The organism is Microbulbifer sp. ABM4_008 (genome assembly GCF_056311705.1).
The window spans coordinates 4,635,511-4,648,863 of the sequence record NZ_CM149970.1; the positions used below are offsets into that span (position 1 = coordinate 4,635,511).

Sequence of the window (13,353 nt, forward strand, 5' to 3'; positions counted from 1 at the left end):
TGAGAAGAGTACACGTTGTAGATATCTAATCAAGGCAAATAATGCGCTTGGTACCTATTACTTTAAAAAACATGTTCAGTTGACAATTTTACGCTATTTATTTTTGTTAGATTTTGGCTTCTTATTCCAAGCCATTACATAGGAACTGCTGTTGAATCGCAACTCCCCATACTAGTCACAAGTTTAAATGTGGCAAAAATATGCAAAAACTCAGACCTACTCTTTTCAAAGTTCTCAAGAGATGACCACAAAAACACAGAATAGAAACTATCCGGGCTCTGAAAGAAAGTGACCAAATAGCGAACTGGTGTTTTTACAACCTCAGCAGACATTTCATAAATATGGCTATTTTGACTGTTACTTATCAGTGGTTCAGGCCCAGATATAATAACGCCATTTTCCACTCTAGTCAGACACTGCTGTATTTGTGCTTTACCAAAATGCTCAATCGACAAATCGTGGGGAAGCAGGGATCGATCTTGCTTTAGTACTATCAAATAGCGACTTAACTCTGAACTTCCGGCCTGAATCACAGCTTCCTTATTCAGATTGTCAAACCCCTGCCAACCGGCTGGAATACCAATAGAAGCTGTTCCATCAGTACTTTCCAAAAACTCCAGGGCGGGAGGTAACGGAGGGTCACCACAATTACTAGACTTTTCAGTACAGTGTATTAATTGATCACCCAAACAGAGCTGTGTGTGCCATCCCGCCTCCCAGAACTTTTTCATTAGCTGGCAGGCTTCCCTTCTATCTTCCGTAGCTTTGATTTGAGATTTTGCCCCGGTCAGCAGTCCTTTTATCTGACTAAAGCCCAAACCAAATTCACGCCCCAATGCAGCAATTGCATAGCGCCGCTCTACAGAACCTCTTATCTCCCCAGTAAAAATTATTCTGTAAGACATATCAGTAACCTTAGCTTCCTGCTCTGATACTCACTTTACAACCAGAACCTCTAATACAATTATCTCAATTCAATCAAACTTTATAGGTTTTCTTAAATTAACGTTCTGATCAACAAATCCATAGGTAAAAAGCAAAAATCCACTCTTAATATCAGTGAAGAATTTTCGCATGAAATTTTTTATGCAGCGCACTTAAAGCTGTCGACTTCTGCAAGGAGAAAAGATGTGCATAAATAAAAGGTAAACAACCTGATTCACGCAATTCCAGGAAAGCTGCAGAATCAAGCTCTCCCAATCTCTTCTCTGAAATACAATAAACACCTGTTAATTTATGCTTAACATCACCTGGCAAGTCTATATTTATTTCTTTTTCTACCAGCAAATTATTCCGCTGCAAAATACCGACAAACTTCCAAACCTGCGTCTTTTTAAGATGGATATCCTCTAAGCGGCGCTGCGCTTCCAATAAGTGACCACTTGGATTCCCATTCTCTTCAAACAACCTAACACCTAAAGAACTATTTCCGTCTTCAGATAATAGAGACGATTCAACGCAAACAAATGCATTGGAAGAGTCACCTTCTTTATATTTTAAATAGAAGGGATAAGAGCGAATAGATGCGGGAATATAATCACCCTGCCATTGTCCCTCTTGCCAAAAAAGGTTTTCTCCAGGTGTTACGCCAAGTAATGCACAGCTCTCAAGCTTTCCCGTCTCTTTTGATCGAGCAAATATAATAGGACAGGCACGCGCCACCGGTATGAATTCAGGCAATAAGATTGGACAAATATGCGAATTCTTACTGTGGGAAAGATCACTTTTGATTAATTTGCAATTGCAATGCTTCTTCTTATCCAAGATAACCAGCTGTCTCACGCTGTGCCCTCAATCCTAACTTATATTCTTCTGTAACTGCACACCAAGCATTGAGCTATAGAGCTCAGGGCTTGGCAATGATGGGCACAGCAAGGTTGTCGGGGCCAAGTGTTGAGACCCCTCACTCCACCACAGACTATATGCGGAGTAGCTACTTTTGCTCATCTGCCCTAATAGACCTGCAAAACCTCTTTCCAGAGTATTCGATTGACCTGTGGAGACGACAAAGTCTCCCTGTGCTGGAGGCAGAGAGATAATGCCCGCCCTGTCAGGGGGAGCACTAAATGCCTCACATAACTGGTCTGCATGTAGCATATTTTGCAGCGATGTAATTGCTAATTCAGACAAGCTCTGGAACCAGCTCTTAGCATCAGACATAAAAGCAAATGCATCCACTACCGGGGATAGCGGAGCAGCAAATGTCAACGGAAAATAGCGCCCAACACTATCCACACTAGGTACTAAAATTCCGGCCCACGCATTGGCATCAATGATGCCTTTGCTGTGGACAAACCTCCAAACAGGACTGGTCAAGTAGTAGTCCAACCACTCTTGACCAACGAGTTCACGAGATCCAAATACCGCTCGTTGTAACCAGCCATCCCATACAGTGACAAAACTACCCGGCAGCTGCCGCTGAACAAAGTCCCCGTGACCCGGCAACTTACCAAAAATACCAACTGTATTTTGCAAATCATCTACTCCGTCTACAGGGTCTCAGGGCATCGATATCCGCGCAGTAAACTGCGGTCGAACGGATTGTTTACATTAGATGCAATCAATTTAAATTGAGCCTTTCGCCCTTCCTCAGAGAAAGTAACAAAGTGTTCTGCGTTACTTCGCCCGGCTTCCAAATCTGAGCTCGCTAACAGCCTGTACCATGCCCAGTCCCCTTCAAAATGCTTGCGATGAACAGTCTCATTCAGATCTTCAAAGATAATGCGGACGCGATTACTTTCACCACCACGCCAAGTCAGCTTTTTAGTGGTTTTAGGGCCATGGGAGTAAGGAACTCGTTGCTCTCCAAGTTCAAGTTCAAACAAACGAACACTGGAATCCAGTTTCGTGGGCTCAATACGGAAAGAGTAAGAAGCTCCTTCGCCGGCACTGAAGAAAGTTTTTCGAATACGTTCAGCTCGACGCAACTGGGAAAGGGCTTCCCTTGAAAGGCTAATACCCTGCCCTTCAACGTATTTGATTTTCCAGTTTCTGGTATCCACAAATGGCTTCAGATACTGATTGACAAATTTCTCCTCAATACCACCTGGCTTGAAGTACTGGTTAAACTCCATCACCGGCACTTCCTGATCACGGTCGCTACGCAGTGGGTACCGGTTTGCCAGGCTATTGCTATAGCTTTGATACACCTCTTCACGCCAGACACGGTTGATATGCGCCTTAGTCTTGGCCATTACCAGCCCCCAAGCGCTATCAGCAATATCTGTCAGCCACTGGTCAAAAGGTGCTGGCGCATTGGCAGCCTTAACCCTTAACTGTTTAATCGCATCGCTACCGCCGGCAAAACGCGCTTTGGCACGTCCAAAGGCCGCTTGATTCGAATCGGGAGCGCTGTCGATCTCAGTGAGGTATTCCTGAATTTTATTAATAGTATCCAGGTATTCTTGGATACGCGCTGGCCGCCCCTTCTCACTCTGAGTGATTCGCTGGACCTCCTCAAACCTAACATCAACAATGTTTGGCTTGTAATGATCCTGCAAGGCACTGGTTGCACTACCCAGTGCGGCTTGTCCCAGCTTTCGAGTAGTACTGGATACAGGTAGCGGTACCCCAGAAGCATCGACTGGCACTTCAGGACGAAGGGTCAGACGAGTGTTATCTGAAGTTATCTCGGTAATCGCAAGCAGGGGTGAATAAATAGGATCAGACAACTTTGACAACACATCCAATGCCTGTGAAGTGCTACCAAACCTCTGTATTTTGAACCCGCCAAGGAAGCCCTGCCAACGCTGTAAGTACTCCCCAAGATAGATTCGTTTTACTTCCTCACCAAGCTTTTCACGGTCGGCTTCGGTAAAGTCCTCACCACTCAGATCTCCTCCATAAATCCAGCGTTCTTCAGCCATATTTGTCATCAGCTGAGAGTCTGCTCCAAAGTCCAGTTCTTTATAACCCGCCTTTGTATAGAGGAAGGGAATCGTGAAGTTTGGATTATTGGCTCCCATACCAAAAATTTGCTGAGTGTCTCCACCAATTTCCTGGTAGAGATCTACAGGGGTCAATCCGAAGTCACTATTTTGTAGTTGAGCAAATAACCGCTGAGGCACAGGGATACGACGCAGTTGTTGTCGCGCGCGAGCTACCACCCTCTCATTCTCTTCAATTGAATTGGGTAGAGGCTGAATAAATAGTTGATCCAGGTGGTAGCGCAGTTCTTCCTGCCTCCCAGCTTCACCGGGTAGCTGACGCTCCCAGCGAGCAGTGTAGTAAGCCTCTATGGTTTTCAAATCCATTTTATCTGGATTAAAAAACATCAAATAGGTTTTGAGAGTACTTACCAAAGCGGGATCATTACTTCCGAGACGACTTAAGTCACTCTCTATATCGCGAAGTAAAGCGGGAAGATAAATAGTTTCTAATTTATGGCGATAGAGATCATTTGCCGCGGTATCAATTCTGGTGTCATAAAGTCCCAAATTGCCAATCCACGGATGTTCCTCACGATCGTAGACCGCACTAGCCCGCTTCAAAGGCTCTAACAAATTTAAGGCACTGATGGGCGTAATATTTTTGCCTTTCAGCTCACTCTCTGCACCTTGGTACGCGCTGAGATTATCGCTAACCTCTCCCATGGATAATTTATTCTGTGCGAGACTGCCACTCCATAAGAAAATAGCTCCGACAAAGCCTCCCGCCAAAGTAGCAAAAACTCCCCGGCGTAACCAAAGGTTAGCTGACTCAATCCGGCGATTAACGCCCACTAATTCAGCCTCGGGGAAAACGACATCCTTCAATAGTCGATGCAAGAAAAAGCTCTTACCAACACCCTGGAATTTTGGCCCGACGCTACGCTCTAGTCCAAAATCAGCAGTTACGGAGGACATCATACGGTCAACAGGACTGCCCTCCTGAGTGCCACTAGTAAAGTAGACCCCTCTGACCATAGGGACGGTTTCGTAACGATTTGGACCGAAAGTCTGCTTTACAAAATCTGTCAAAATATCTGTAAGGCTTTCCATTCGGGCAGGAAAACCTTGCAACAACGCCCGCTTCTCTACATTCCTCTCCTGATGAACACGCCACAATACGCGTTGGTTCAAACGCTCTATCAGCTGCTCAAATTCTGCTTTGAAATTATCGAGGGGGGCCCCTACAGTGGCGTTAGCTTCACGGGGAAAACTCATTCCCCAAACTTGCTCACGCTCAGCTTGAGAGAGGTTGTCGAAAAACTCTGTAAACCCTGCAACTAAGTCACATTTTGTGAAAGTGAGATAAATCGGGAAGCGAATACCCAACTCTTGTTGCAGTTCATTTACACGCTGGCGGATAATTTTTGCCTGGTGTTGGCGCTGCTCTTCAGTTTGCACCATTAAATCTTGCAAGCTAATTGCAACCAGAGCACCATTGATCGGGCGGCGGCGGCGGTATCTTTTCAATAAGCTCAGAAAAGCTTTCCAAGCGCTATTATCGTAAACCCGGTGACTGTCCTGAGTCGTATAACGCCCTGCGGTATCAATTAAAACTGCATCATTGGTAAACCACCAATCACAGTTACGGGTGCCCCCTACCCCACCCAGGGCTTCCTTCCCATGACTCTGCGCCAGAGGAAATTCCAACCCGGAGTTCACCAGGGCTGTTGTTTTACCACAACCGGGAGGCCCAATAATGATGTACCAGGGAAGCTGATAAAGGGAAACTTGTCCCTTGTCAGATTTAAACCGAGCACTACGTAATACACCCATCGCTTCACGGAAGCGACCAGAAAGAGCATTCAACTCTTCCAGCGAGCGTTCTTCGTCTGGATCTGTAGAATCGGCTTCTTGTGATTCCTCAATGCCTTTTATTAAAGCCTGGTTTTGGCGTCTCTCTACCAACCATTGGCTGATATTCCACACAAGCCAAATAGCAAAAATAAAAACAATAATAGTTAGTCGGACAGAGTGAGAAAGCGTGGCATTATCACTACCAAACTTAATGTAATCAGCCACAAACCAAATGAGGAGGGAAAGAGCTGAGAGCCCTATGAGCCCCAACACCCACTTATTGGTAAAAAAGTTACGCAAGCGTTTCATGAATTGCTCCGTCTTCCAGGGTATCGACCATACCCAGGATCAATATCAGCCCGAGTGTTACCCTTCTCCTTGCGGAGACTCATCATCACTTTTGGACAAATCTAAAATCTGGTCTGCGACCGGTGTCGTCGTTTCATAGAGCCACCAGCGATAACCACTATAAGTTGCAAGTAGCAATCCCAGGACAACACTCATAATCACCCAGAGGGGTATATAGTGAATCAGCCGGGATTTTCGCTCTACGCATCCTTGCCAACGCGGCGAAAGATCTCGGTCCATTGGCTGCTTATGCTGTTCAATTGTTCTGTAGAGCTCATCACGAATCTGTTCTATTTGTTCGTGTCCACGCTGTACGAGCCGATATTTACCCTGAAAGCCCAAGCTCAAACACAGATAAAAAAGCTCAAGGAGTTCCAAATGACTTGCGGGAGTTTCCAGCATGCGCTGCAAAATGACAAAACACTTCTCCCCTCCAAAAGTCTCTTTGTGAAATAGGCTAAGTAGAGAGTGCTGGCTCCAACCGCTAGCTGTACCCCAAGGCGTGGTCAAAACAACCTCGTCCACGACAGTACATAGCAAGTAACGGGCTGTTAGCACTGATTCAGGTGTTAAAGCCAGCTGCTTTGCCTCACGCTCGAAGCTTTGGATTTCCGTAGTAAGTCGCTTGTGCAGATCTGGTACGTTGGCGTGGTTCATCGTTGTGCGCAATTTGATAATTACGCCTAACAATTTTGAAGCCGCAGACACCAATGGATTAAGACTGTTGCGGACCTGAGCCTCGACCGGGGCATCTTGGCTGGCAAAGAATTGTGGCTGAGCCTGAGCTGCTGCCGGTGCCGCTGCGGCTCCGGGTGTCGGTATCAAAACCGTTCTATCCCCAGCATTAGGGGCCCGTGGAGGAGTAAAGCTGTCATTACTCATATTAATTATTCCTTATGGCCCAGAGTTCCATACTTAATCCAGGGAACTCTGCGCCCAGATGCACTGCAAAACCACCCGAGCGAGTCATGGCCTGCCATAACTCTCCACTGCGCTCCACCTCAAAGTAAGTGAACCCTGCGTGATAGGGAATTTGTCGAGGAGCCACGGGAAGAGGGCGCAGAGTCAAGCCGGGTAACTGCGCTGAGATAAGTTCTCTAATCGCCTCGACAGGGGCAACTTTTGCCTGCGTGGGGAAGCGGCTGCGCAATAGATCGCCAGGCATATCCGCTTTTGCGGCCATAATAAAACTGGCTGATTTTAATAATGAAGGATCAGTAACCGGCGCAACATATATCCCAAATTTGCGCTGCACCAATTCCATAGCAATTGCAGTTTGCTCCAGTACTGTGGAGAGCGACTGCCTAAGTGCTGAAAACAGCCCGGCAAAGCTTACTTGCAGATCTTCATGTGCATACACTGGAATTTCTGGAGGGCGCTTAGACGGAGCAGTAAACGTCGAAAGTTCGCCTGCCAACTGCAATAATTCAAGAAATAAGTTGTGCGGATGTAATCGGGGCTGAGCCGTTATCTGCTTTAATAAGGGTTCAAAGCGGTTAATAACCTGCAGCAACAAATAATCAGCAATTTCTGCAGATCCGCTTCTTCCACTGTCGCTCAAACGATGACCCAGAGCCGAGCCTCGATGGTCGAGCAATCCTTTTACTTCTTCAATATATGCATTGATAACCGCAGAAGTCTCCGCATTTAACAGCGGTGGGATATAGTCAGAATCAAGCTCTACCGGCTTTTCTGGTTGGCGCTCTTTAATTCGGGCAACCCCAACCGCAGCATAGCCACTCAGATCATCACTACCTAATTTGAGACAAGCTCTTAACTTTCCGACTTGGATACGCGCGGACTCACCAGAAGACGCCGCACTATTACGGGCATCAAAGTTCGAAGCCTGATAACGTGCCTGCGGGAAGTCCTCTTGATCTCGAATCGACTCCTGACTACCTGGGCGCTTCATCGGCACACATAAGTAGACTATTTCATCACGAGTATTAACCGGAACATCCAGAACATCCGGCAAATGCTCATTTTCAGGGGCAAGTATCGGGGTACCATCGGGAAAAACAGCTTTCACTCTCGATAGAGAAATTTTTCCCATCGATAATGGCTCACTATCGATCGCCAGCTCTACAATCCCCCAGGTATAAGGCCCGAGCGGAGCTGTGCGCGCTTCGACAAGCTGTTCGAGATAGCGATCCTGCTGTTGAAAATGCTGAGGGCGTAAAAACATGCCCTCGCTCCAGATCACTTTATTGTTTGCCGACATAAATGTTCCTTAAAAAGCTCTCGTAATATTTCCAGGGCAGCAATTTTTATTGCCCGGGCAATAATTTCTGCCCTATTGAGACCGCTGCATATCAGGGAGCGTTTTTTTCATTCTTTCATAATCTTCTTTGGAGATTGTTACTGTTTCCCCACTATCATCTTCACTGCCACGAGTAGTCAATTTTGCTCGACGACGCTTGGCAATATCATCTGGCGAACCAATTCGTACATCAGCCAGCGATACTTCATATTCATTTTTTTTGTGGTCTGTAATTGGCAGCACCATTAGTGCCTCTGCATCCTGATACTGTACAAACTCAGCTAGAAGCCCGATATATTTTACGTCCGGCGTTAAAGCCAGCTCTTCTATACGCTGTTCCCCTGGAGCAAACTCTTTAAGGATTACAGTATCAATCAAATCCTTGCCGAGGCGGGATTGAGCATTCTCGTAAAGGTTAAGAAAATCTTCACGGGCAAACTGGCGCTCGTCCGCGAGCATAAACACTCGTATAACAACGGGAGAAGCTCGGCCATCATCATCTGGGTTCACGTCATTCTGTGTCTCTACAACCAACTCGAGACTAGTATCCAGATTTAGAGTCCGCCTCGTTGTTTGGCAACCAACAACTGCAACTGCCAAAACAGCGATTAAACTGACCTGAAATAATTTTTTTATCGACACAAGCAATTCCCTCTTTTCCGTCAACTTATTAATTTTTAATGCTTCGCGCATTTTTTAACTCTGATAATTGATTTTCATAAGTAACTGCAAATTCATCACCAAACAACTTGCGATAGCAATTATCCGGATCACCAACTAGCTCCCTGTAAATTGCAGTAAATCCTTCCCACTTTTTTGCATTTTTGTTTCCAAAAACGCCGGAAGTATTCCCCAGTCTGCGCTCAATATTTTCCGGGCTAAAGAATTTGAGCATGGCGTTGTAACCTGCTCTCATTCCAGCCAAAACCGCAACTTGATGATCCGACAAATCATCAAAACTATCCTTCACTGCCTCAGCGGGGTTCATAAAAGCACCGGTACCCGCAAACATGGCTTCCAATGCATCCCGTTCCGTAGCACTAAATTTCAGCGGATTATTAGCTTCCGTTTGAATCATGGTTCGCTGCACACGCAGCTCATTCTTAATGCTGTTTCTTGCGCGCAAAAGGTCAATAAGACGAGCTACTGTTTCCCGGACAATTTCAGCTGCTTGCTGGTCCGCCTGTTGCAACTGGACCGGGTTCATATTCAGGCCGAGAGTAGATGCAAAAACGCTCCCCCCTGAAGAACCTGTGGGCTGAGTTACTGGGGATTGCTGTAAATGCGAAAACTGCTGAGCTTGGGCAGCCAAATCCGGCTGTGGATTTGGTTTTGGCTGTAGTTGCGGTTGCGGTTGCGGTTGCGGTTGCGGTTGCGGTTGCGGTTGCGGTTGCGGTTGCGGTTGCGGTTGCGGTTGCGGTTGCGGTTGCGGTTGCGAGGACGATTGCCCGGAACCAAACCCTGGAGCGCCATCAACTTGTTGCCCCTGCATAGCAGCGAAAGAGTCTGCAAAGGGGTTATCTTGAGCAGGCGGAGAAATTGGCTGCTGATTAAACCCTTGGGGCTGCCCTAAGGGCTGAGATTGCATTGCCTGTGGCTGTGGCTGTGGCTGCATAGCCTGAGGTTGTGGTATCGGAGTTGCGACAGGTTGCTGTGAAATCCCCTGGAAACCACCCATAGGAACTTGCGGCTGCGGAGATACCACTTGAGATTCAGGCACCGCAACCGTCTCAACGACGGGTTCCGGTACCGGCTGGGGATTTATTTGCATTGAGTGCTGGTCAGCTGGCACATGATCATCGTCACTACCATCTTTCCACCACTCATCATCAGACCATTGATTACTGGATTGCTGCTGACCCGTAGACCCCACTAAGCCACCGACGGGTGACATCTCAGGAACACCACCAACAAGACCAGACGGGTCAGATTGGCCAAAGGCAGCAAGTGGGTCCAGAGGGCCCGATTCCGAGGTGAGAAGACTATCGCTAGTTGGGGTATTAGCCTGATTACCCAGCCCAATCGAGCCCCACTCCCCAGTTTGAGCCACATCTGACTGCGGGCTGGAACCCGGCTCAAGCCAACTATCCAATTCTTTCGCTTCTGCCTGGCTTTGCATTTTTGCCATGGCATCCGCGCTGAATGTTGTTCGATCCGAGGTATCGAGAAAATCTGCACTTCCCAGACCTTTGGGAAGATCTCCCTCTTCCTTAGGCTGTCGCAGTGAAACTTTCAATTTATATTCCCCGAGAACGATCATGTCGCCCTCTTTTAATGGGACTTGATTTCCCTTTCCTAACGGATTTTCTGAATCATTGTAATAGGTTCCATTAGTACTAGTATCTATCAGAAAAAACTGATTATCGGTAAAGGAAATCTGTGCGTGTTTTGAGGAAACCACTCGATCTGGATCGGGTAAAACCCAATAATTATCGGCAGAGCGACCCAAACTGCCACCAGCTTTCGTGAACAGTTTTGTATGTTTAAGCATATTGGCGCCAGAAGGGTCGGCCAATACTGATAGAATTAGATCCATTTATTCCTGACTCACAATAGTGGTTTATTCATAGTCTTCAGGTAGATTTTTGCCTGCGTATACCTGTAAAGATCCAATCCCTACACTTACACCCAAGGGCCTTTGAGGGTACCGCCACCCAGAGAGCTAAAGCTCGGAAGAATGACTTGATCCCGCCCTTGCACCGAACGCATAGTACTAATACCAGCCTGCATAAATTTTGCAGCTGCCCTATCTGTCAGGAGCGCTTCTGCACAAGGCGTCAATAATTCGCCATTAGGTAACTTGCGTAAATGAAGGGGTAAGTCTTCATAGCTTGCAGACGAAGGGGGCTGTAATTTGCCAGTTTGAGAAAAACCTTGGCAAACCGCTAACCCCAATAAATAAACACTATTCCCCCAAAGATAATATTCATGACCCTGCTCTGGGGTTAATTCTTCAAAATTAAAATACTCTGTTGTAGAAGTATTTTTCCCAAAGGGGAGTCTCAGCATAAATCTGGGAGCTGCCAACGCAACATGCTCACTAGCAGAGTATTCACGGACCGCCTGCCAACTTTCCGCAAACTGATCGCTCAACGGATAGTACCAATCATCAGGATCTACTGAACCTGACAAGTTTGGACAGCCTGCTAATTTTGGATCCCCACCCAATAAAAGTGCACTTCCCGCAGCCTCTGCAATCGTGGATAAATCTATCAGCAGGTGAAGATCTCGCTCCTCATCAGTAACAAAGTAATCCCCTATGACCAGGTTATAGGGCATATTCCCAGAAGCTGTTTCACGCTCAACCAGTAACTTAAATGTCTGCGACTTTTCCAAGTCGCTTTCGGCTTCAGCAAAATCAGCTAGAAGCTCTTCCTTACTAACGTCTATTAAGTAAAAATCCAGGTTCCCGTGCTCTTCGACACGTCTCAGCAAAAGTTGCAGACTCAGCCAACTAGCCTCTAACTGACGAAAATCACTGTGATGCATCAGTTTACGCATCGCATCAGACGTAGCTTCAGCCAGGGCATTTAGATATTCACCCTGGCGAGGGTCCTCACTTTTCTGCACGTAAGGAGCGACAATATCTTTGATTAGCTGGTCAACCTGGAAAGTATTTTGACCTTCCTTTGCATTACGCTCTCGACCTGCAGCCAGGATTTCATCCAATATCGACTGCTCGCTATCGCGCTGACCCAAGCCCTGCTGAGTGGCTAACTCTGGTTTCCACTGTTGAATTTCCTCAGCAGCCTGCTGGAACTGACGTGGATCGAGCAGCCTGCGCTCCAGCTCAATAAACTTCTTAAACAGTGGCAAACGGCTATAAAGGTAATCTGGGTGTAAATCATCAAAGCATGGTAATCCCAGAGGGCGATCCAGTACGGGCAACTGCAAACTCACACCTAGATCAGCAAAAACGCCCTCAAAAGTATCGCGGTTCAACAGGTATACCCTTCGACTGGAAATCGTTTCGGGTTCACACTGGCGGCGACTCGCTCTCCCGCTGAAATCACCCAGGATCGCAACTTTCAATCTATCAGTGCCAAAATCCATAACTGGTTTTTCCTTATTGTTATCGCCAAGGATCTGAAATCCCGTTGAAATGCTGGGCCTACTCACAATTTGTCACCTGCTGACAGGGCTTAATTACCCTACTTCTTATGGCCTTTTAATGCCCTCAACCCGACATTAGGTTTTAGCTAGGCAGTTTCTTTTGGTTCTTTTTCGACTTTATTTGCTTTTTTAGGACGACCACGCTTAAGCGGTCGTACTCTTTGGTTAACAATCTGCTCAATTTTCTCTTTAAACGCATCCCCGCCGAGCACATGACCTAACTTAATCGTTTCAGCGATATAGTCGAGCAACTTTCGATCAAAGCTATACTGAAATAACTTCCTGTAAGATTGCGCTCTCTCCACCACTGTATCCCCAAGAGATAGATACAAGCGGTGATCCTTGATCAAATTATCTTTCTTAATGTTTGCGTGATGGTTAAAACTTGACCACTCGTAATCCTCAAGGGAGTCTGACAATCCCAAATACAGTGGGCGCAACTCTACGTATCTGTAACAGGTCAACAAATACGCATCAGAATCAATCAAGCTGGACTTATAGCGTCCTCGCCATAGTGTTCCGGAGCGCTTGTAACGGTGATTGACAAACTGCACATAGCGACGCCCAAGGGATTGCATCATAGATGATATCCCATCCGGTATCGTGGGCGTAGCTATGATCTGGATCATATTGGGCAATAAAACATATGCGTGAACATCAACGCCATATTGGTCTGACGCGTTACGCAAACTAATCAAATAATATTGATAATCCTCCTCATCAAAGAAGCAGGGCAGATTGTTGTGGCCTACCTGCACAATATGCTGGGGAACATTTATCAAATTGAGCCTGGGCAAACGGGGCATTTTGCCTATGGGTCCTTTTTTAGCTGGCTTAAAGCCTTTTCTGTAGAGAGGTAAGGCTCTTATTATCGCAAATCAGTGAAAAGTATTTCAAACTTGGTATGCG

The 13,353-nt window shown here is 46.5% G+C and carries 10 protein-coding genes; all 10 read right to left on the reverse strand.

Annotation, left to right across the window (positions count from 1 at the left end; genetic code table 11):
• Positions 1-134: 134 nt before the first annotated feature.
• Entirely contained in the window at positions 135-905 is a 771-nt protein-coding gene (locus ACYX4J_RS20125; RefSeq protein WP_476177411.1) for a hypothetical protein, read from the reverse strand.
• A gap of 151 nt (positions 906-1,056) precedes the next feature.
• Entirely contained in the window at positions 1,057-1,764 is a 708-nt protein-coding gene (locus ACYX4J_RS20130; RefSeq protein ID WP_476177412.1) for a SapC family protein, read from the reverse strand.
• Between the two features lie 33 nt (positions 1,765-1,797).
• The gene (gene tagF / locus ACYX4J_RS20135; RefSeq protein ID WP_444914957.1) at positions 1,798-2,475 is read right to left on the reverse strand and encodes a type VI secretion system-associated protein TagF; all 678 of its coding nucleotides are present in this window, start codon (positions 2,473-2,475) and stop codon (positions 1,798-1,800) included.
• Between the two features lie 14 nt (positions 2,476-2,489).
• A complete protein-coding gene (gene tssM / locus ACYX4J_RS20140) occupies positions 2,490-6,032 on the reverse strand; it encodes a type VI secretion system membrane subunit TssM (RefSeq protein ID WP_476177413.1) in 3,543 nt (1,180 codons plus the stop codon).
• Positions 6,033-6,089: 57 nt separating this feature from the next.
• Complete coding sequence (gene icmH / locus ACYX4J_RS20145; RefSeq protein WP_413664109.1) at positions 6,090-6,953, reverse strand: type IVB secretion system protein IcmH/DotU; 864 nt, start codon at positions 6,951-6,953, stop codon at positions 6,090-6,092.
• Between the two features lies 1 nt (position 6,954).
• Complete coding sequence (tssK, locus tag ACYX4J_RS20150; RefSeq protein WP_476177414.1) at positions 6,955-8,292, reverse strand: type VI secretion system baseplate subunit TssK; 1,338 nt, start codon at positions 8,290-8,292, stop codon at positions 6,955-6,957.
• Between the two features lie 72 nt (positions 8,293-8,364).
• Complete coding sequence (gene tssJ, locus ACYX4J_RS20155) at positions 8,365-9,024, reverse strand: type VI secretion system lipoprotein TssJ (RefSeq protein WP_413664107.1); 660 nt, start codon at positions 9,022-9,024, stop codon at positions 8,365-8,367.
• A complete protein-coding gene (gene tagH, locus ACYX4J_RS20160; protein WP_476177415.1) occupies positions 9,002-10,867 on the reverse strand; it encodes a type VI secretion system-associated FHA domain protein TagH in 1,866 nt (621 codons plus the stop codon). The genes tssJ and tagH overlap by 23 nt, the downstream gene beginning before the upstream one ends.
• An 86-nt stretch (positions 10,868-10,953) precedes the next feature.
• On the reverse strand, positions 10,954-12,450 hold the full coding sequence (locus tag ACYX4J_RS20165; protein WP_444914960.1) for a type VI secretion system contractile sheath domain-containing protein: 1,497 nt from the start codon (positions 12,448-12,450) through the stop codon (positions 10,954-10,956).
• Between the two features lie 80 nt (positions 12,451-12,530).
• Positions 12,531-13,250 (reverse strand): transposase, encoded by a 720-nt coding sequence (locus ACYX4J_RS20170; protein WP_413664104.1) that lies wholly within the window; start codon positions 13,248-13,250, stop codon positions 12,531-12,533.
• Positions 13,251-13,353: the final 103 nt, after the last annotated feature.

Bases quoted from the DNA above. Each gene is read 5' to 3' on its own strand.
- tssM (WP_476177413.1), bottom strand. From the start codon at position 6,032: ATGAAACGCTTGCGTAACTTTTTTACCAATAAGTGGGTGTTGGGGCTC.
- icmH (WP_413664109.1), bottom strand. From the start codon at position 6,953: ATGAGTAATGACAGCTTTACTCCTCCACGGGCCCCTAATGCTGGGGAT.
- ACYX4J_RS20125 (WP_476177411.1), bottom strand. From the start codon at position 905: ATGTCTTACAGAATAATTTTTACTGGGGAGATAAGAGGTTCTGTAGAG.
- ACYX4J_RS20170 (WP_413664104.1), bottom strand. From the start codon at position 13,250: ATGCCCCGTTTGCCCAGGCTCAATTTGATAAATGTTCCCCAGCATATT.
- tagH (WP_476177415.1), bottom strand. From the start codon at position 10,867: ATGGATCTAATTCTATCAGTATTGGCCGACCCTTCTGGCGCCAATATG.
- tssK (WP_476177414.1), bottom strand. From the start codon at position 8,292: ATGTCGGCAAACAATAAAGTGATCTGGAGCGAGGGCATGTTTTTACGC.
- tssJ (WP_413664107.1), bottom strand. From the start codon at position 9,024: ATGCGCGAAGCATTAAAAATTAATAAGTTGACGGAAAAGAGGGAATTG.